The sequence below is a fragment of the Azospirillum sp. UENF 111221 genome (assembly GCF_058780625.1).
The window spans coordinates 2,153,300-2,171,177 of the sequence record NZ_JBSNCH010000005.1; the positions used below are offsets into that span (position 1 = coordinate 2,153,300).

The 17,878-nt window shown below is 67.9% G+C and carries 18 protein-coding genes, 1 tRNA gene and 1 pseudogene; 9 read left to right on the forward strand and 11 right to left on the reverse strand.

The window, feature by feature from the left end; translation table 11 throughout:
- Positions 1 to 32: 32 nt before the first annotated feature.
- Positions 33 to 827, forward strand: coding sequence for an alpha/beta fold hydrolase (locus ACWPN3_RS24890; protein WP_492239878.1), 795 nt, complete (start codon positions 33 to 35; stop codon positions 825 to 827).
- Positions 828 to 923: 96 nt separating this feature from the next.
- Positions 924 to 1,014: transfer RNA gene (locus tag ACWPN3_RS24895), tRNA-Ser, on the forward strand.
- Between the two features lie 201 nt (positions 1,015 to 1,215).
- Here ACWPN3_RS24895 and ACWPN3_RS24900 read toward each other — a convergent pair.
- The gene (locus ACWPN3_RS24900) at positions 1,216 to 1,710 is read right to left on the reverse strand and encodes a MarR family winged helix-turn-helix transcriptional regulator (protein ID WP_244560711.1); all 495 of its coding nucleotides are present in this window, start codon (positions 1,708 to 1,710) and stop codon (positions 1,216 to 1,218) included.
- Positions 1,711 to 2,120: 410 nt separating this feature from the next.
- Between ACWPN3_RS24900 and ACWPN3_RS24905 the strand changes: the two genes are divergently transcribed.
- The gene (locus ACWPN3_RS24905) at positions 2,121 to 2,804 is read left to right on the forward strand and encodes a fumarylacetoacetate hydrolase family protein (RefSeq protein ID WP_109095850.1); all 684 of its coding nucleotides are present in this window, start codon (positions 2,121 to 2,123) and stop codon (positions 2,802 to 2,804) included.
- A gap of 10 nt (positions 2,805 to 2,814) precedes the next feature.
- Positions 2,815 to 3,609, forward strand: a complete 795-nt coding sequence (xth, locus tag ACWPN3_RS24910) for an exodeoxyribonuclease III (RefSeq protein ID WP_492239879.1) — start codon at positions 2,815 to 2,817, stop codon at positions 3,607 to 3,609.
- Between the two features lie 57 nt (positions 3,610 to 3,666).
- On the opposite strand, the gene ACWPN3_RS24915 is transcribed toward xth, so the two are convergent.
- From ACWPN3_RS24915 to ACWPN3_RS24925, 3 genes are all read right to left on the reverse strand, one after another.
- The gene (locus tag ACWPN3_RS24915; RefSeq protein WP_492239880.1) at positions 3,667 to 4,248 is read right to left on the reverse strand and encodes a histidine phosphatase family protein; all 582 of its coding nucleotides are present in this window, start codon (positions 4,246 to 4,248) and stop codon (positions 3,667 to 3,669) included.
- 40 nt (positions 4,249 to 4,288) lie between these two features.
- The gene (locus tag ACWPN3_RS24920) at positions 4,289 to 5,107 is read right to left on the reverse strand and encodes a YcbK family protein (RefSeq protein WP_492239881.1); all 819 of its coding nucleotides are present in this window, start codon (positions 5,105 to 5,107) and stop codon (positions 4,289 to 4,291) included.
- A 203-nt stretch (positions 5,108 to 5,310) separates the two neighbouring features.
- Complete coding sequence (locus tag ACWPN3_RS24925; protein ID WP_109452309.1) at positions 5,311 to 6,198, reverse strand: MBL fold metallo-hydrolase; 888 nt, start codon at positions 6,196 to 6,198, stop codon at positions 5,311 to 5,313.
- 252 nt (positions 6,199 to 6,450) lie between these two features.
- On the opposite strand from ACWPN3_RS24925, the gene ACWPN3_RS24930 reads away from it, so the two are divergent.
- Entirely contained in the window at positions 6,451 to 7,230 is a 780-nt protein-coding gene (locus ACWPN3_RS24930) for a hypothetical protein (RefSeq protein WP_492239882.1), read from the forward strand.
- A 57-nt stretch (positions 7,231 to 7,287) separates the two neighbouring features.
- Here ACWPN3_RS24930 and ACWPN3_RS24935 read toward each other — a convergent pair whose 3' ends face one another.
- Together ACWPN3_RS24935 and ACWPN3_RS24940 are read right to left on the reverse strand one after the other, a co-directional pair.
- Positions 7,288 to 7,992 (reverse strand): response regulator transcription factor, encoded by a 705-nt coding sequence (locus ACWPN3_RS24935; protein ID WP_109095845.1) that lies wholly within the window; start codon positions 7,990 to 7,992, stop codon positions 7,288 to 7,290.
- 137 nt (positions 7,993 to 8,129) lie between these two features.
- A complete protein-coding gene (locus ACWPN3_RS24940; RefSeq protein ID WP_492239883.1) occupies positions 8,130 to 8,648 on the reverse strand; it encodes a glycosyl transferase in 519 nt (172 codons plus the stop codon).
- Between the two features lie 292 nt (positions 8,649 to 8,940).
- Between ACWPN3_RS24940 and ribA the strand changes: the two genes are divergently transcribed.
- From ribA to ACWPN3_RS24955, 3 genes are all read left to right on the forward strand, one after another.
- Complete coding sequence (gene ribA, locus ACWPN3_RS24945) at positions 8,941 to 10,203, forward strand: GTP cyclohydrolase II (protein WP_492241365.1); 1,263 nt, start codon at positions 8,941 to 8,943, stop codon at positions 10,201 to 10,203.
- Positions 10,204 to 10,419: 216 nt separating this feature from the next.
- A complete protein-coding gene (locus ACWPN3_RS24950) occupies positions 10,420 to 11,403 on the forward strand; it encodes a hypothetical protein (protein ID WP_492239884.1) in 984 nt (327 codons plus the stop codon).
- Positions 11,400 to 11,984 carry a L,D-transpeptidase family protein gene (locus ACWPN3_RS24955; protein WP_492239885.1) on the forward strand — a complete coding sequence of 195 codons (585 nt, stop codon included), beginning with the start codon at positions 11,400 to 11,402 and terminating at the stop codon, positions 11,982 to 11,984. Before ACWPN3_RS24950 ends, ACWPN3_RS24955 begins: the two co-directional genes overlap by 4 nt.
- Positions 11,985 to 11,989: 5 nt before the next feature.
- On the opposite strand, the gene ACWPN3_RS24960 is transcribed toward ACWPN3_RS24955, so the two are convergent.
- Positions 11,990 to 12,658: a YggS family pyridoxal phosphate-dependent enzyme gene (locus tag ACWPN3_RS24960; RefSeq protein WP_492261794.1), complete on the reverse strand. Its 669-nt coding sequence runs from the start codon at positions 12,656 to 12,658 to the stop codon at positions 11,990 to 11,992.
- 232 nt (positions 12,659 to 12,890) lie between these two features.
- Between ACWPN3_RS24960 and ACWPN3_RS24965 the strand changes: the two genes are divergently transcribed.
- Positions 12,891 to 13,475 (forward strand): hypothetical protein, encoded by a 585-nt coding sequence (locus tag ACWPN3_RS24965; protein WP_492239887.1) that lies wholly within the window; start codon positions 12,891 to 12,893, stop codon positions 13,473 to 13,475.
- Positions 13,476 to 13,551: 76 nt separating this feature from the next.
- On the opposite strand, the gene ACWPN3_RS24970 is transcribed toward ACWPN3_RS24965, so the two are convergent.
- From ACWPN3_RS24970 to ACWPN3_RS24985, 4 genes and pseudogenes are all read right to left on the reverse strand, one after another.
- The gene (locus tag ACWPN3_RS24970) at positions 13,552 to 13,929 is read right to left on the reverse strand and encodes a porin (RefSeq protein WP_492261795.1); all 378 of its coding nucleotides are present in this window, start codon (positions 13,927 to 13,929) and stop codon (positions 13,552 to 13,554) included.
- Between the two features lie 64 nt (positions 13,930 to 13,993).
- Positions 13,994 to 14,650 (reverse strand): annotated as a pseudogene (locus ACWPN3_RS24975) (porin); the annotation flags it as partial.
- A gap of 353 nt (positions 14,651 to 15,003) precedes the next feature.
- Positions 15,004 to 16,104, reverse strand: a complete 1,101-nt coding sequence (locus ACWPN3_RS24980) for a porin (protein ID WP_492261796.1) — start codon at positions 16,102 to 16,104, stop codon at positions 15,004 to 15,006.
- A 330-nt stretch (positions 16,105 to 16,434) separates the two neighbouring features.
- On the reverse strand, positions 16,435 to 17,598 hold the full coding sequence (locus tag ACWPN3_RS24985; protein WP_492261797.1) for a porin: 1,164 nt from the start codon (positions 17,596 to 17,598) through the stop codon (positions 16,435 to 16,437).
- Positions 17,599 to 17,878 lie beyond the last annotated feature (280 nt).

Here is a 17,878-nt window from a genome sequence, read left to right on the forward strand (position 1 = left end):
GCGTGCCGGTGTCCGTTGTCGAAGGTGACCGTATGACCGAAACCGCAGCCCAACCGGGCGGCGCGCACCATAGCCTAACGCGCGGTGCCGCGACCATAGCCTATCACCACACCCCTGCCGGCCCGTCCGGGCGGGGCAAGCCGGGCGTGATGTTCCTTGGCGGCTTCATGTCCGACATGACCGGTGGCAAGGCAACGGCCCTGGAAGCCTGGGCGGTGGCGCGCGGCCTGTCCTTCACCCGCTTCGACTACCAGGGCCATGGCGCTTCCAGCGGGCGGTTCGCCGACGGTACCATCGGCCTGTGGGCCGACGATGCGCTTGCGGTGCTGGACGAGGTGACGACCGGGCCGCAGATCCTGGTCGGCTCGTCAATGGGGGGCTGGATGATGCTGCTGACTGCGCTCCGCCGGCCGGAGCGGGTCTCTGGATTGGTCGGCATCGCGCCGGCCCCCGATTTCACCGAAGACCTGATGTGGGACATCTTCGACGCCGACATCCGCCAGCGGATCATGGAGGTGGGCGTCTGGAACCGCCCGTCGGACTACGGTCCCGAGCCGCAGCCGATCACCCGCGCCCTGATCGAGGACGGCCGCACCCATCTGCTGCTGCGCGGTCCCATCGCCTTCGACGGCCCCGTCCGCCTGCTGCACGGCCAGCGCGACCCTGACGTTCCATGGCAGTTCAGCCTGAGGATCGCCGAAGCGCTGATCGGCGACGATGTCCGTGTCACGCTGGTGAAGGACGGCGACCACCGCCTGTCCCGTCCCCAGGATCTGGACCTGTTGTGCCGCACCGTCGGCGCCCTGGTGGATGAATTCGGCGGATGAAATCGGAGCGGTTCGGCGTGCCGCCAAAAAAACATCGTCCACGTGAAACAGAGGCTTGCATCCCCGCGAACCTCTGGCTATAACGCGGGCCTCTGCGGAGGGGTGGCCGAGTGGTTGAAGGCGCACGCCTGGAAAGTGTGTATACGTCAAAAGCGTATCGAGGGTTCGAATCCCTCTCCCTCCGCCACTAAGTTTCCGGGTTGAACCCGAAAAAAAGGCTCAGCTGACAAGCTGAGCCTTTTTCGTTTTGCGCTGCTCTTCAGCGAACCATCCGCAGCCGTGATCCAGCGAACCCAAAATAGAAAAGCCCGCCCCGCACCTGGCGATTGCCGGTGCGGGGCGGGCTGTGAGTCGTTTCCGGTGCCTGGAACGAAAGGGGGAGTTCCCCCTACTTCGACCGCGACACGCGGCGCAGGAAGTCGATGAACTGCGCCTGCTCTTCCGGGGACAGGTCCTTGACCATGCCCTGGTCATGAGCCTGGACACGCGGGATCAGGTCGTCCATCAGCGTCTGGCCTTCCGGCGACAGGCGCAGTGCGTAGGAACGGCGATCGTTGGGCGACGGGGCGCGGACGACGAGGCCGCGCGACTCGAGCCTGTCGATCACGGCGACCATCGTCGACCGGTCGATGCCGACCGCCGTGCCCAGATCGGACTGCGACAGGCCTTCATTCTCCCGGATCATGATCAGCACGCCGAACTGGCCGGGCGTGATGTCATGCGGAGCGACCGCGTTCTGGAAGCTCTGGAACACCGCGACCTGAGCCTTGCGCAGGTTGTAACCCACAAGCTCGGGAAGGGGGCCGAGGGCAAGCTTGCCGTTCTTTCCGGGCCGCAGACGCGACCGCCGGTCGGCGGGGGTGGAACGCTCGTTGTCAGTCACCGTGGATGCCATATTTTGGATGAATTATCGGATGAACGGATAAAATGCGGGCATGGCTCTCGTTTGTCAGCAAGAACTGAGCTGACGATAGGCTATGCATACCAGATATGCGCATGGCGTATTGGTGGGCGGGCGCACAAATTCCATCTTGAAGAGTCAAGAAGTGATCGACGCCGATTCGACGCCGATCGCCCGTCCTGCGGTTTCCCCTGCCGCGCGCGGGTTCCCGAATCGGAGCTTCCGACGCCCGGTCCCCCCCAGACCGGGCGTCTTCGTTTCCAGCCGGCCCCCTGAACCTCGCCCTGGTACGCTGAAGCGCTTTGCAGGGCAGGGCGGATGGTTGGGCGCTTGGTCCGTTGGCGGCTTTCGGGTTAGCTGTTCGACAGTGTCCCAACCAGAGAGCCGATGCCATGGCCTTCGCCATTCCCCTGTGGTCCCAGCCGGCCGTCCCCGTCACGGGCGGCGATCCGTTCCCGGTGCGGCGTATCTACTGCGTCGGCCGCAACTATGCCGCCCATGCGCGCGAAATGGGCGCCGATCCCGACCGCGAGCCGCCCTTCTTCTTCATGAAGCCGGCCGATGCCATCGTCGCCGACGGCGCCACCATCCCCTATCCGCCGAAGACCGCCAACCTGCATCACGAGATCGAGCTGGTGGTGGCGATTGGCACCGGCGGCCGCGACATCCCGGTCGACCGCGCGCTGGAGCATGTGTTCGGCTATGCCGTTGGGCTCGACATGACCCGGCGCGACCTGCAGAACGCCGCCAAGAAGGAAGGCAAGCCCTGGGACATGGGCAAGGGCTTCGACCAGTCGGCTCCCTGCTCCGCAATCCGCACCGTCGCCGACATCGGCCACCCGGCCAAGGGGGGCGTCACCTTGCAGGTGAACGGCGAGCCGCGGCAGAAGGGGGACCTGTCCGACCTGATCTGGTCGGTGGCGGAGACGATCTCCTACCTGTCCGGGCTGGTCGAACTGCAGCCGGGCGACCTGATCTACACCGGCACGCCGGAGGGCGTCGGTGCGGTGGTGGCCGGCGACGTGCTGACCGGTGCGGTCGAGGGCGTCGGCACCCTGACCCTGACCATCGCCTGAGCCGCCGCCGATGCGCATCGCGACCTGGAACATCAATTCGGTCCGCATGCGTCTGGACCTCCTCCTCCGCCTGATGGAGGAGGAGCAGCCGGACGTGATCTGCCTGCAGGAAACCAAGGTGGTGGACGCCGACTTCCCGCTCGCCCCGCTGGCGGAGCGCGGCTATGTCCATGCCCACATCCACGGGATGAAGAGCTACAACGGCGTCGCCATCCTGTCGCGCCTGCCCTTCTCTTCGCACGATGTCCAGCATTGGTGCGGCAAGCAGGACTGCCGCCACGCGCTGGCCCATCTGCCTGGCGGGATCGAGCTGCACAGCGTCTATATCCCGGCGGGCGGCGACATCCCTGACCCGGCGGTGAACGACAAGTTCGCCCACAAGCTCCAGTTCCTGGATGAGATGACCCACTGGCTCAGCACGGAACGGACGCCCGACCGTCCGATGGTGCTGGTCGGCGACCTGAACATCGCGCCCCTGGAGCAGGATGTCTGGAGCCATAGGGAATTGGTGTCCGTGGTCTCCCACACGCCCATCGAGGTCGAGAAGCTGGCGGCGATGCAGGCTTCAGCCGGCTGGGTCGACGCCCTGCGCCGCTTCGTTCCGCCGGAGGAGAAGCTCTACACCTGGTGGAGCTACCGGGCGAAGGACTGGGCCGCCTCCAACCGTGGCCGGCGCCTTGACCATATCTGGGTGACGCCGCCGCTCGAAGGCGCGCTGAAAGGCATCAAGGTGCTGCGCGATGCCCGCGGCTGGGAACCCAAGCCGTCGGACCATGTGCCGGTGATCGTCGATCTAAATGTCTGATGGCTGACTGCCTGACGGGGGGAGGGGGCGGTCGCACCCCCTCGCTCCGGTAAAGCCTTACTTGAGCAGGCCGATGTTCAACCGCAGCAGTTCCGGCGTGCCGTCCCTGGTCAGCCGGAACCTGTGGGCGCAGCCGTTGCGCAGTTCCTCCGGCGGGTCGTCGCGCATGTCCCAGCCGGTGGCGAGCGCATAGAGTGCGCGCAGGATGCCGTTGTGTGCGACGGCACCGGTCGGATGACCCTCCGCCGCCAGATCGGCGAGCCAGGAGCGCAGGCGGTCCTGCACCTCGCGTGGGCTTTCACCGCCGGGTGCTTTGAAGTCCAGCCCCAGCCGGTCGTGGCGGGCCGGCATGCGGCCGTCGGCGCGCAGATCCTCGGTGCGCTGGCCTTCCCACTCGCCCCAATCCATCTCGACGATCCGCGGTTCCGGCCTGGGATCGAGCCCGAGCAGCAGGGCGGTTTCCCAGGCGCGGCGCTTCGGGCTGGCGACCCAGCGCAGTCCGGCCGACTCGGGCGGCAGACGGTAGCGGGCGACCCGTGCGCGGCCGGCGTCGGACAGCGGCTCGTCGATGCTGCCCTGGATGCGCCCTTCGGCGTTCCAGGAGGTCGGGCCGTGGCGGAGGATCAGCAGGGTGGTCATGACGGTACCGGGACGCGGGTGATGGGGAGGCGCCGGCAGTCTAGCGCTTCACCGTCTTCTGCACCGGCATTTCCTTCACCTGGGCCAGGGCAACGCGGACGCGCGACAGATCGGGCGGCGCGAGGGCGGCCGATTTCCCCGGAGCCTTGGTCGGCTTGGCCGGAGGCTTGCCCGCTTTGGCCCCCGCGTCGGCCAGTTGGACGCGGCCCTTGCCGCCGCTCTTCTGGGCCAGCGCCTGGGACTTGGCGCGGGCACGGGCCTGCGCCTCCAGGATCTGCGGCGCGCGCGGTTCGCCGGTCTTCGGCGTCCAGGTGCGGAAAGGGCCGGTGTCGACATGGACATGGCCGGTGTGGGCGTACATCGCGTAGCCGCCGCGCTGCATCGCCGCCGCCTCCTCCGCCAGACGCGATGGCGGGATGCCGGCGATGGAGAAGTCGGCCGCCTGTCCGCGCATGTGGTAGGAGTTCTCGGCGACGTTCGGGTTGGTGCGGGCGAGGCTGGCGTTGCTGGCGCTCGACCGGTAGCCCGATGTGATGCGGATCGGCGACTCAGGCGGAGCGCCGACGCGCTGGCGCAGTTCCACCAGCATGTCGACCAGGGCGGGATCGACCGGGATCACCTCGTCGCTGCGGCGGTCGCGGAACAGGACGGCGATCTCGCGCATGGCGGCCGGATCGTATCCGTCGCCGGGGCGCCAGTAGGTGACGGAGGTCGTCTCGCCGCTGGCGGGGTGGTGCAGCACCACGCCGCGCGGGGCGCCATCCAGCTTCGCGCTTTCCAGCGGTGGTGCGGTGGCGCAGCCGCCAAGCTGCGTCGCGACGGTCAGCACGGCAAGCATCCCCAAGGCACGACCGGTCATGCGCATCGCTTTCCCCCGAGCTTTGCACGTTTCAACGACCCCGCCCGCCCCAATCCAGGCGGGGTTGCACACCGATCTAATACCAAGATTGTCACAGGAGGCCAGTGTGACAAAGCAACCTGTGGCGCATTGAACACGCACAAGCGCTTTTGGTCAGTAGATCCAATTGTCGGGGATTCAATCGGTAAGAAGCCTGCCGGTTTTTACAGGGACAGTTCCATCCCTTCGCGGGCGACCAGCGAACCGGGGCGCATTGCCTCCGCCTCCGCCGCGATGACGTCCAGCGCGTCGTCGGTGCGGGCGGGATCGTGGTGGAAGATCACCGCGCGGCCGACTCCGGCGGCCTCGGCCAGCCGCAGGCATTCCTGCCAGGTTGAATGGCCCCAGCCAACGCGCGACGGATATTCGGCATCGGTGTAGGTGCTGTCATACACCATCACATCGGCACCGCGCAGCAGGTCCAGGATCACCGGATCGCGGCCCTCGGCCGGATGCTCGGTGTCGGTCAGGATGCACAGGCTGCGGCCACCATGATCCACCCGGTAACCGGTGGCGCCGTCGGGATGATTGAGGCGGCAGGTGCGCACCACGACATCCGGCGCCAGCTCCAGCGTCTGCCCAGCCTGGAAATCGCGGAACTGGCAGTCGGCGCGGAAGATCTCGACCGGCACCGGGAAAAGCGGTGCCGTCATCATGTCGGCCAGCACGGTGCGGAAGGGCCGCTCCGGCGGCAGATGGCCGGCCCACAGCCGAATCCGGCTGGCCGGATCGAAGGCCGGGGCGAAGAAGGGCAGGCCGCTGATGTGGTCGAGATGGCTGTGGGTCAGCAGCAGGTCGATGTTCACCGGCCCGCCGTCGCGCGACAGCGACTCGCCCAGAGGCCGGATGCCGGTGCCGCAATCGAAGACGATGTGGGTGCCGCCGCAGCGAACCTCGATGCAGGCGGTGTTGCCGCCATAGCGCACGGTTGCCGGGCCGGGCGATGCGATGCTGCCGCGCACTCCCCAGAAGCGCATGACAAAGGGGGAAACGCCGCCGGCCCCGTCCTGGGCTGGCGGTTGGGCGGGATTGATGGTGGAACGAACGGTCATGACGGCGCCATCGTGGCTGCCAAGCTTGTCCAAGTCTAGTAAATCTCTCCCGCCCTTATTCTCTTCCGGGCGACTTCCACGGATGGCGGCCAAGGCTTTCGAACGCGGCGTGTCGCAAGTCGCCACCCTACGAAGGGCATCTGTCCAAACCCATAAGATGTGGTAGGTTGGGGCCTCGTCGCGTGGTGCGCGGCATGACTTCTCTCAGGTCCCCGCGCGGGTGGGGACCGGCTCCGGCGGAACCCGACGCGGATGGATCCTGACAAGCTCGCCAAAGTCCTCGCCATGGCCGAGTCGGAGCATCAGGGCGAGGCGCTGTCCGCACTGCGCGCCGCCCGCATCATGCTGTCCCGCGCCGGGCTGTCCTTCCGCGATCTGGCGGAGCGTGCACGCACCCCGGTGCCGCCCGCTCCCGAACCGCCGCCCGTCCACCCGTCCGAACCCGCCCCGGCACCGGCTCCACCGCCGCCGCCGGACGAGCTGGTGCGCGGTCTGCGCCGGCAGGTGAAGGATCTGGAACTGGAACTCGCCACCCTGCGCCGGCAGCTCGACAAGGCGGCGGGCGATGCCGATCGCCAGCGCGAGGAGGCCGACCGCTGGCGCACCCTGGCGCGCGAAACCGCGGAGAAGCTGTGGGACATGGGCAAGGCGCTGGAGCGCAAGCACTCCCGCCATGCCGACACCGACAAGCGGCGCGCCGTTCTGGAACTGTTGCAGGACCCCGGCAGCGCGCTGCTGTCGGATCGCGAGATCGCGCGCCGGGTCGGCGTTTCGCCGCACGACGTCGCCCATTGGCGCCGCCGGATGGCGATCGTCGGGCGCAAGCTGCGGCTGCTGCCGGTGGTGCCGCGCGGCCGCGGGCTGTGGGTCGGTCCTTCCGCCTGCGGCCTGGGCAGCACCCAGTCCAGGCTCCACGTCAAGCCCAATGCCAAGCCCCAGGCGGGCGAGCGTCACCGCTGGCTGGGTTTCGCCGGCGAGGTCACCATCGCCGAAAGGGGAAGCCGGCGGAGGCTGGCCCCCGTCGGGCGGTGAGCGGCGGTCCCAGTCGGTCGGCGGTCCAAGTTGATCGGCGCCCCAGTCGATCGGTGACTAGGGCACCAGACGATAGCCGCCGGGCTCCGTCACCAGGATGCGGGCATTCGACGGATCGGCCTCGATCTTCTGGCGCAGGCGGTAGACGTGGGTCTCCAGCGTGTGGGTGGTGACCGCGGCGTTGTAGCCCCAGACCTCCCCCAGCAGGGTTTCGCGCCCGACCACCAGGTCGCCGGCACGGTACAGGTATTTCAGGATCGCCGTTTCCTTCTCGGTCAGGCGGATCTTGCGGTTGGCGGCCTCGTCCAACAGCAGCTTGGCGCCGGGGCGGAAGCTGTAGGGGCCGATGGCGAAGACCGCGTCCTCCGTCTGCTCGAACTGGCGCAACTGTGCACGCAGGCGGGCGATCAGCACGCCCAGGCGGAAGGGCTTGGTCACATAGTCGCTGGCACCGGACTCCAGACCCAGGATGGTATCGGCGTCGCTGGCCGATGCGGTCAGCATGATGACCGGGCAGCGCACGCCCTCGCGCCGCAGCAGCTTGCACACGTCGCGCCCGTCCATGTCCGGCAGCCCGACATCGAGCAGGATGGCGGAAAAGCCGGTTCCCGCCCCGGCCGCCGTGCGAACCGCCTTCAGCGCGCCGGCGCCGTCGCCCGCTTCCTCGGTCTCGACCTCCTCCAGCAGCCGAAGCTGTTCTGCCAGCGACTGGCGCAGGGCGGTGTCGTCGTCGACCAGGAGGATGCGCTTTGCGATGGTCATGGGCTGTATGGGGGCTGCACGGGGCTGCGGCACGGGATCGGGGGGCGGATGCCGTCGGTGGCAGTGCCGAGGCCGCGCCTTAGTAGCATGGTGCCGGCTGATTGTCGTGATGGCTTGTGGCGAGAAGAGCCGGGCCTTTACAGAACCGCCAGCAGTGCCGCCGCCCCGTCCGCGTCCGGATCGGCACGGACGACCCGGTCGGGCTGAACGCCCAGCTCCCGCACGGCGGCGGCGACCGTATCGTCCGGCACCGCGATGCGGCGCATCAGCGCCAGTGCCCCCTGTTCCAGATTGCGGCGGGCCGCGGCCTCGTCGGCGGGCAGCGCGGGGTCTGCCCAATGCAGACACTCGACCAGCGCGGTGAAGCGCAGGCGTCGGCTGTCGGCCGTCAGGCTGGCGGCGAGATTGGCCAGGGCGTTGCCGTCCAGCAGGACCGGAGCGCCGTCGGGCAGCCGTGCCAGCGCGACGTCGGCCGCCAGGATCGCCGACGGATCGACCCGCGGGTGCGGGCCGGGCAGGGCATGGATGGTGATGCCGGCTCCGGCGGCGCGCAGCGCTTCGACCATGCGGCGGCCATAGGCGTGGGCCGGAAGATCGGCCGGCATCACCAGATGCACGGAAGCGGGCTGGCCGGGGGGCGTCGAACGGATGGTCACGGGGGAAGGGCTCCCGGTTGAAGGGCTGTGGCTTTCATCCTAACGCCCAAGGTTCCGGCGGCGGAGCGGCCCGTTGGAGGTGCCGACTCCGTCCGGCATTCCGTCCCGATCCGGTCCCAAAAGGGTCCTGGGCGGGAGAGGCTGGCGGGATCGTTGCGCCTTCGGCAACGGTGTAGCGCGCGGGAATCGCTGGACAGGGGCGCGCCACCTGCGCTTTGCTTCGCCCGCCGAACGCACCATGTCCCGTTTTTCGCGCCGGAGCCGGCGCACCCGCTACGCAAAGCCGCTGACGATGCAAGCCGAACACTCCTCCGCCAACACCACGGTCACCCTGTCCGCGCCCGCGGCAGCTCCCAAAGCGGCTCCGATCGACGAGGCCGCCGTGCGCGCCGTCGATCGGGCTCTGGCCGCCCTGCGCCGGGGCGAGGTGGTGGCGATCGAGACGGCCGACGGCACCATCGGCGCCGCGGTCTCGGTGGAGTCGGTGGCGCTCGACACGGTGGACCGGCTGAAGGCGCTGACCGGCGGCACTCCCCGGCTGGCGGTCACCCGCCGCCGCGCCGTCGTGCTGGGGCTGGCCGCCGCCGATGCGGCGCAGCCTGCGAGCGACATCGCCGACGATCAGGCGCCCGGTGCGGCGGCGGAGGCATTCGGCGCCATGACGCTCGACCGGCCCGACGGGTTGACGGCCGACCAGGCCCATGCGCTGGCCGATCCCGAACAATATCCGCAGGCCCAGCATGCGCTGCCGGCCGGCCTGACCGCCATCGAGGCCTGCCCCGGCAGCCGCGAGGCCGCGGCGGTGGACCTCGCCCGGCTGGCCCGCCTGCTGCCCGCCGCCATCACCGCCGACCTGCCGTCACCGCTTTCAGGGCGCGCAGCGGTCAGCGCTGCGGAGTGGGCGGCGGAGCATGACCTGCTACTGGTGCGGGCGTCGGACGTTGCCGATTACCGCGTGCATGTGGTGCGGACCCTGCGTCGCGTCGCCGACGCGCGGGTGCCGCTGGTCGGGTCGGAGAACACGCGCATCTACGCCTTCCGCCCGGCCGATGGCGGGCCTGAGCATCTGGCGATCGTCATCGGCGATCCCGATCCGGCGCAGCCGGTGCTGGCCCGCCTGCATTCGGAATGCTTCACCGGGGACCTGCTGGGGTCGCTGCGCTGCGACTGCGGCGACCAGCTGCGCGGTGCCATCGCCGAGATCGCCCGGCAGGGCAGCGGCGTGCTGCTGTATCTGGCGCAGGAGGGGCGCGGCATCGGGCTGGTCAACAAGCTGCGCGCCTACCGCATCCAGGACCGTGGCTTCGACACGGTGGACGCCAACGAAATCCTCGGCTTCGAGGCCGACGAGCGCGTCTATCTGCCGGCGGCGGAGATGCTGCGGCAGCTTGGCTTCGACTCGGTCCGGCTGATGACCAACAACCCGGAAAAGCTGCGCCAGCTCGCCCGCTGCGGCATCGCCGTGGTGGAACGTGTGGCCCACATCTTCCCCGCCAACGGCCACAACGAGGCTTATCTCCGCACCAAGGCGGAACGCAGCGGCCACATGTTCTGAGCCTTCAGCCCAACTTGGGCCGGCAAGGCAGGAATCGCCATGCCGGCCCGGCAGTTCTTGCCGCACCTCTTGCCGTCCCTGCGGTGCTGGGAATCGGATTCCGGGTGCTGACCGTCCGGAACCTCCCGAAACGGGTGATTCCGCTCCGGTTCGGGCACGGGTGCTTGGCACGGCGCTTGCTGTACCTGTCGTGACCACCGAGCCGGGAGACCGCCCATGGCCATCGACGCCACCACCATCGACAGCAGCGCCGTTCAGCGTGCGGTGCCGCGCGAGAAGGCGTCGTCGGTCATCAACGACGGCCACAATGGCGGTCCGGTGGAAATCCAGGGCGACATGTCCTTCTGGGACTTCCTGGACATCATCAACCCGCTGCAGCACATTCCGATCGTCAGCACCGTCTATCGCGAGATCACCGGCGACACCATCCAGCCCTCCATGCGGATCATGGGCGACATGCTGTATGGCGGCGTGATCGGCGGCATGGCCTCCATCGCCAACGCGGTGATCGAACAGGCGACCGGCAAGGATGTGGGTGAGACGGTCATGGCTTCGCTCGGCTTTGGGGGAGGTGACCATCCCGCCGCCTCCACCGCCGTCGCGGACGCCTCGGGGGGGCCGGCGGCGTCCGGTTCCCCCGCGGAGCCGCAACAGGCGCCTGCCACCGGGCTTGCCGCGGCGCTGGCCGCCGCCAAGCCGGCCGACCTTGCCTCCGCACTGTCGCCGGCTCCCGCTGCCACCGGACAGCCGATCCGGCTTGCCGCCGCGTCGCCGGCCGCTGCCAAAGCCACATCGGCAGAGGCCTCGCCGGCCCTCACCGCGCAGCTGGCCGCGGGTGCCGCCCCGCACCCCAGCAAGATGCCGGCGCGCGACACCCCGCTGGCCAGTTCGGCCCTGGCGAAGCACAGTGCCCCCCGCTTTGCGGCGCCGGTTCCGGGAGCGGTGACCGCCTCCGCCCGCGCCATCGGTGCCACGGCGGCCAATGGTGGCCAGCCGCAGGCCGGCACCGGGCAGCCGGCCCCCGCCCAGCCGGCCCCCGACCAGCCGGGCGACGCCGCGCCGTCCGCGCCACCGGCCGCCGGATCGGCTCCGGTCACGCCGGACATGCTGTCGGAGACGATGATGCGCAATCTGGCCAAGTACGAGCAGTCGCGCAAAGCGGCGCAGACGGCCACCAGCACCACGCGGGTTTCGGGATGAGCATCGAGATCGGTGTGACGCCGGATCGCCCCGGCACCGACAAGGTCGGACCCGACGGCGTCGGTCCGGTCACCACCGGCCGCCTGCGCTGGCCGGGCGGGGAGGCGCCCTGCGTGCTGGGCCGTGGCGGTGTCCGCCCCGACAAGCGGGAGGGCGACGGCGCCACCCCCGTCGGCCGGTTCCCGCTGCGCCGCGTGCTGTGGCGCGCCGACCGGCTGCCGCCGCCGGAGACCGGGCTGCCGCTCCACCCCATCGCCGAGCAGGATGGCTGGTGCGACGCGCCGGAGGATCCCGCCTACAACCGGCCTGTCGTTCGCCCCTATCCGGCCAGCCATGAGGAGATGTGGCGGGACGACCACGTCTACGACATCGTGGTGGTGATGGGGCACAATGACGACCCGGTGGTGCCGGGAATGGGCAGTGCCGTGTTCCTGCACCTCGTCCGTCCCGACCGGACGCCAACTGCGGGCTGCGTCGCGCTGGCGCCCGAGGACATGCTCCGGCTGCTGAAGGACTGCGGGCCGGGCAGTGCGCTCAGCGTTGCCGACCCGGCTGTCTCCGATGCTGCCGCCTGCTGTTGAGGCGGTTACTGGGCCGGGTAGGGACGCGCACCGAAGATCGCCGTGCCGACGCGCACATGGGTGGCGCCGAAGCGGACGGCGGTTTCGTAATCCCCGCTCATGCCCATGCTGATCTCCGGCAGGCCCAGCCGGCGCGCCATCTCGGCAAGCAGGGCGAAATGCATGGCCGGCTCTTCGTCCACCGGCGGGATGCACATCAGCCCAGTGACCGGCAGGCCCAGCCGGTCGCGGCAGTCGGCCAGGAAGGCCTCGACCTCCGCCGGGGCAATTCCCGCCTTCTGCGGCTCCTCGCCGGTGTTCACCTCGATCAGGCAGCGCGGCCGGCGGCCGGACTTCGCCATTTCCTCCGCCAGCGCCTCGGCCAGCTTCGGGCGGTCCAGGGTCTGGATCACGTCGAACAATGCTACGGCATCCTTGACCTTGTTGGTCTGGAGCGGCCCGATCAGATGCAGTTCCAGGTCCGGGAAGCGCTCCTTCAGCGCCGGGAACTTGCCCTTGGCCTCCTGCACGCGGTTCTCGCCGAACACGCGCTGGCCGGCGGCAAGCGCCTCCTCCACCGCTTCGGCCGGATGGGTCTTCGACACCGCCACCAGAGTCACGGCGTTCTTGTCGCGCCCGCAGGCGGATGCCGTCTCCGCAATGGCACGCCGCACCGAGTCGAGCCGTCCCGTCACGCTTTCCGCAACCGTGGAACCGCCTGCTTCGGGGCCGGTTCGCGTATCTTTGCCAGTGCCCTGCGTCGTCGTCATGGCCGCCCCCAATCCGGTCGCTGCGGGTGTACAGCGCTTCCGCGGCGTGTTAGCGGACGGTCCGCGGAAACGCAAGCGCCCCAAGCGACCATGCCCGACGCATCCCCATCGCCGGCGCGGGTATTGTCATCGTTCTGCATATCGAGGAGACCTCCGCATGCGGAGTCCGTTTCGTTCCCTGCTCTCCGCCTTGACGCCGGCCGTCCCTGCCGGCCTGTTCGCCGCCGCAGTGGCCGTCTGGTGCGTCGCCGTTCCCGCCGCCAGCCCCGCCCATGCCGAGGAGCATCCGAAGCAGGCCCCCAAGGCTGTCGCCCCGGCGAAGCCCGGTGCCAAGCAAGGCAAGGCCAAGGTCATGCTGGGGTCGCCGATGACCAAGGTCCGCTTCAGCGAGCCGGCCTACCCGCTGACCGACGACGGCACCTATCGCAGCTTCATGGACAAGGTCCTGGACGAATATGGCCGCCGTTGCGTGCGGCAGGAACAGTTCGGCTGGGAGGTCGCGAAGGACGATCAGGAGCGGCTGGACTTCATCTTCCAGGGGACCATGGCGAATTACGGCCGCATGGGCTACCTGCTGGGCGAGATCCATCCCAAGTCGGTCACCGATTCGGAGACGATCGTCTTCCTCGGCGACCGAGACAAAGAGCGCTACCTGCTGGTCTGGACGCCGCTGGAGTCGTCGGTGCTGTTCATGGCGTGCGATACGGCCGACAAGGACTCCAAAACGGCGCCTAAGAAATAAGCCGGTCCCGGACAACGACAAAGGGCGACGGATTTCTCCGTCGCCCCTTTCGTATCCGCCGTTGGAACCCTACCGCTCAGAAGGCGAAGCGGGTATCCCACAGGACGATGTTGGCGTCGTTGTTCACGCCGCCGACCTTGTTGTCGAGATAGCTGTATTCCAGACCCGTGGTCAGGCCCGGCGCAACGGTGTAGGTCACGCCGGCCTGCCAGACATGGGTACGGGCGTTCAGGCCGGCGAAGTTGCTGTCGATGCCCTTCGCGTCGGTGTAGGTGGCGGCCAGGATCACCGAACCGAAATCGTAGTTGGCGCCGACGATCCAGACCTGCTGGTCGTCCACCCCGCGGGTGCCCTTGGCATAGCCGCTGTCGCCGCTGAAGGCGTAGCTGCCGCCGACCTTGAAGCCGGCGTAGGACAGGTTGGCGCCGACATGGACCGAGGACGAGATCCTCAAGCTGGCTGGCCGCCTTGGCGAACTGATAGGCGGCGCTCGCCTCCAGGCCGAAACCGCCGAACTCGCCTTTGTAGGTGGCCTGGACCTCGCCCATGTCGCGATAGGCGGTGCTGTTCTTGCGGCGGTTGATGTCGGTGTTGCTGCTGCCATAGACCGGCGTGTAGGCGGCGCCGACCTGGAAGCCGGCGAAGCTCGGCGTCAGGTAGATGATCTTGCTGCTGGCGTCGCCCGACTCCAGCGTGCGCAGGCTGCCCAGCGCATAAGGCGCGCCGTTGGTGTTCGCGTAGTAGTTCAGGAACTGCGCGTCCGGCGAGCCTTCGATGCCTTCGACGTTCGGGCCGATGATGCCGTATTCGTCCGACAGGCCGTTGATCACGCCGGCCTGGATGGTGCCGAAGCCGCCGTTCACGAACATGAACGCGCGGTCGCTGTCGGTGCTGCGGTTGTTGTTGGTGCCGCCGGCAGCGCGCAGGCGCAGGCGGGCGCCGTATTCCAGACCGTTGTCGGCCTTGGCCGTCGGGGTGATGGTCAGGCGAAAGCGGTTGGCGAACTCGGTCTTGCGCAGGCCGGTGTTGTCGTCCTGGTCGACATAGGCGCCCTGGAAATAGGCGTCGCCGCCCAGCAGGATGTCGAGCTTGGACTGTGCAGAAGCGGTGCCGCAGCCGGCGGCGAGAGCAACGGCGGCGCAGCCAATGACGAGAGAACGCTTCATGGATGTCATCCTCGGTGCATGCGTCCCGTCAGATTGGGGCGCGAGCGGTATCTTGTGACCCCAGACTTAGTCCTGCCACCGCCACTCCGACAAGTGGCGGCAGGGATGGAAGTCACCTCATTCCGAGGACAGTGACGGGAAAAGCACGGAACTCCGGATCATGTAAATCCATATATTAAATACTTGCCGATTTATTGGGTGTCACAGTCAGCAGTCTTGCGCCGAAGGATTACCTATTTCGGACGAGTTGAGGCATGAGCCTGTTCGGCATGCGCCGGCCTGCCTTCCGGCTGGGAAATGGACAAAAAAAGAGGCGGCGGATTTCTCCGCCGCCTTCACGTTTGCTGCCAGGTACCCGTCCCTTAGAAGGAGAAGCGGGTGTCCCACAGAACGATGTTGGCGTCGTTGTTGCGACCGCCGGACTTGTTGTCGACGTAGCTGTATTCCAGACCGGTGGTCAGGCCCGGGGCCACGGCGTAGGTCACGCCGCCCTGGTAGACGTGGGCGCGGGCGTAATCGGCAGCGGAGAAGGCGCCGGTGCCGACGTTGGCGCCCTTGGCGTCGGTGTAGGTGGCGGCCAGGATGACCGGGCCGATGGTGTACTGGGCACCGACCAGCCAGACCTGGTTGTCGTCAACGCCGGTGTGGCCCTTGCGGTAGCCGCTGTCGCCGCTGAAGGCATAGCTGCCGCCGATGGCGAACGGACCGAAGGTGACGGTGGCGCCGCTGTGGATCGACGACAGGTCTTCGAAGCCGGTCGGGGCCTGGGCGAACTGGTAGGCAACGCTGGCTTCGATGCCGACGCCGCTGAAGGCGCCCTTATAGTAGGCCTGAACTTCACCCATGTCGTTGTAGGTGACGTTCTTGCGGCGCTCGATGTTGGTGTTGCTGCTGCCGTAGGTCGGGGTGTAGGCGGCGGTCAGCTTGAAGCCGGCGAAGCTCGGGGTCGAGTAGACGATCTTCGTGCTGGCGTCGCCCAACTCGAGCGTGCGCAGCGAACCGACAACGTACGGCAGCGAGGTCACGCCGTAGTAGTTGAACACCCAGCCGTCCGGGCTGCCCGAGATGCCGTCGACGTTCGGGCCGATGACGCCCGAGTCGTCCGACGGGCCGTTGACGACACCGGCCTGGACCGAACCGAAGGAGCCGTTCACGAAGATGTAGGCGCGGTCGGCGTCGGTGGTGCGGACGTTGCTGGTGCCGTTGGAGGCACGCAGGCGCAGGCGGGCGCCATATTCCAGGCCGTTGTCAGCCTTGGCCGTCGGGGTGACGGTCAGACGGAAACGGTTGGCGAATTCGGTCTTGCGCAGGCCGTTGTCGTTGTCCTGGTCGACATAGGCGCCCTGGAAGAAGGCGTCGCCGCCCAGCAGGATGTCGAACTTGGACTTGGACTGGGCCGAGGCGGTGCCGCAGCCGGCGGCGAGGGCAACGGCGGCGCAGCCGATGACGAGAGAGCGCTTCATGGATTATCCATCCTTATGCGTACGCCCCGTTCTGGCCGGGAGCGGTCGGTTGTCTTTGTAAGCAAGACTTAACCGCTCTCCAATTACTCCGGCAAGAGGCAAACTGCGGCGCGCTTTCGCATTCGCAACACAGTTGCAACAAAAACACACTCATAACTGGTTGGAATGATTACAAAATCCAAGAGTGGCTGAATTCTGCTCTTTGGTTGGACTGAAAATCAGGCGGCTTGCCTACAAAGTTGGCAAGGGGAAGGCATGGGCAAGAAAAAAGGCGGTGGCCGAAGCCACCGCCCTTTCCATCCGTTGCCGGACGTTCGATCGAAAGATCGATTAGAACGCCAGGATCGAGCGGACCAGGACGACGTCGCCCTTGTCGTCGCGGAGCGAGGCGTCGTTGTCCAGCTTGAAGTGGTCGTACTGAGCCTGGACGGTCAGGCCCGGAGCGACGGTGTAGCCGACACCGATTTCGTAGACCTGCAGTTCGCGGTCGCCGGCGGTGAAGAACGAACCGGCGTCCTTGCCGTTCTTGTAGTTGGCACCGACAACGATCGGGCCGGCGGTGTACTGAGCGCCGACAACCCAGTTGCGGGTGTTCTCGGTGGCAACGCCCGGACGCTTGTTCTGGCCCGACTTGCCGTAGTCGATGTAGCCGCCGCCGATGGCGAAGCCGGCGTAGCCAACCTGAGCGCCAGCCTGCCAGGCGTTCGAATCCTTGTAGTTCGAACCGACGACGTCGTCGACGGCACGGCCCCAGTTGTAGCCGGCGCTGGCCTTAACGGTCACGCCGCCGAAGGTGTTGTTGTAGTTGGCGCCGACTTCGACGATGTCGGTGTAGGTGCCAGCGCCGCCAGCGGCGAACGTGCCGACCGGCTTGACGCGGTTGACGTCGGTGGCCGAGCTGTCGTTACGCGGGGTGTAGCTGGCGCCAACCTGCAGGCCGGCGAAGCGCGGCGAGAAGTACACGATCTTGGTCGAGTTGGCTTCCGCCACCAGCGACTGGGTGATGATCGTGTTGCCGTTGGTGACGGTGCTGGCGGCGCCGCTGTTCAGGCCGTTGGCGGTGGTGCCGATCCAGGCCGGCAGCGCGTCATAGATGCCGAGCGGCAGGTAGTCGAGCGGGGCGGTCGTGTAGGTCTCGTCGTTGAACGAGTTGGTCACGCCGAGGCGGACCTGACCGAAGGAGCCCTGCGCGAAGATGTAAGCGCGGTCGGCATCGGTGTTGCGGGCGTTGTTGGTGCCAGCGTTGGCACGCAGACGCATACGCGCACCGTACTCCAGGCCGTTGTCGGCCTTGGCGGACGGGATGATGTTGATGCGCATGCGGTTGCGGAATTCGGTCGAACGCAGGCCGGAGTCCAGATCCTGATCGACGTAGCCGGCTTCGAAGTAGGCGTCGCCGCCGACCTTGACTTCGAACTTAGCCTGGGCGTTGGCGGCGCCAGCGCCGAGGGCGAGAGCGGCGGCGGCAGCGCCGGCCAGCAGATAACGGGTCATGATTTTTGCCTCCATCCTGGCAGCAGATGTTTCAGCCTGGTTGACGTCCTGGCTGAGACTTTCGTACGCACCCCCGCCTTCGCCAGCAAGCGGCAAATCTCCGGGATTGCTGCATTGGGGGGACAGTGTGTCGCACGGAGCACACTAAGAAGGAGGCCCTTGGCGAGCCCGCCGCAGTGCAACCCGGCAGGCTTCGCCTGTTGTCATCCTGTTGTGACGGGGTGGGGCAAAGACGCTTCCGCTGTTGCGTGGTGCCGTCCACTTATGGTCTGTTCACCGG

Excerpts from the sequence above, each read along its gene's own strand:
- xth (WP_492239879.1), top strand. The coding sequence starts at position 2,815 with ATGCGCATCGCGACCTGGAACATCAATTCGGTCCGCATGCGTCTGGAC.
- ACWPN3_RS24985 (WP_492261797.1), bottom strand. The coding sequence starts at position 17,598 with ATGACCCGTTATCTGCTGGCCGGCGCTGCCGCCGCCGCTCTCGCCCTC.
- ACWPN3_RS24890 (WP_492239878.1), top strand. The coding sequence starts at position 33 with ATGACCGAAACCGCAGCCCAACCGGGCGGCGCGCACCATAGCCTAACG.
- ACWPN3_RS24955 (WP_492239885.1), top strand. The coding sequence starts at position 11,400 with ATGAGCATCGAGATCGGTGTGACGCCGGATCGCCCCGGCACCGACAAG.
- ribA (WP_492241365.1), top strand. The coding sequence starts at position 8,941 with ATGCAAGCCGAACACTCCTCCGCCAACACCACGGTCACCCTGTCCGCG.
- ACWPN3_RS24965 (WP_492239887.1), top strand. The coding sequence starts at position 12,891 with ATGCGGAGTCCGTTTCGTTCCCTGCTCTCCGCCTTGACGCCGGCCGTC.
- ACWPN3_RS24935 (WP_109095845.1), bottom strand. The coding sequence starts at position 7,992 with ATGACCATCGCAAAGCGCATCCTCCTGGTCGACGACGACACCGCCCTG.
- ACWPN3_RS24920 (WP_492239881.1), bottom strand. The coding sequence starts at position 5,107 with ATGACCGGTCGTGCCTTGGGGATGCTTGCCGTGCTGACCGTCGCGACG.
- ACWPN3_RS24930 (WP_492239882.1), top strand. The coding sequence starts at position 6,451 with ATGGATCCTGACAAGCTCGCCAAAGTCCTCGCCATGGCCGAGTCGGAG.
- ACWPN3_RS24950 (WP_492239884.1), top strand. The coding sequence starts at position 10,420 with ATGGCCATCGACGCCACCACCATCGACAGCAGCGCCGTTCAGCGTGCG.
- ACWPN3_RS24980 (WP_492261796.1), bottom strand. The coding sequence starts at position 16,104 with ATGAAGCGCTCTCTCGTCATCGGCTGCGCCGCCGTTGCCCTCGCCGCC.
- ACWPN3_RS24915 (WP_492239880.1), bottom strand. The coding sequence starts at position 4,248 with ATGACCACCCTGCTGATCCTCCGCCACGGCCCGACCTCCTGGAACGCC.
- ACWPN3_RS24925 (WP_109452309.1), bottom strand. The coding sequence starts at position 6,198 with ATGACCGTTCGTTCCACCATCAATCCCGCCCAACCGCCAGCCCAGGAC.
- ACWPN3_RS24905 (WP_109095850.1), top strand. The coding sequence starts at position 2,121 with ATGGCCTTCGCCATTCCCCTGTGGTCCCAGCCGGCCGTCCCCGTCACG.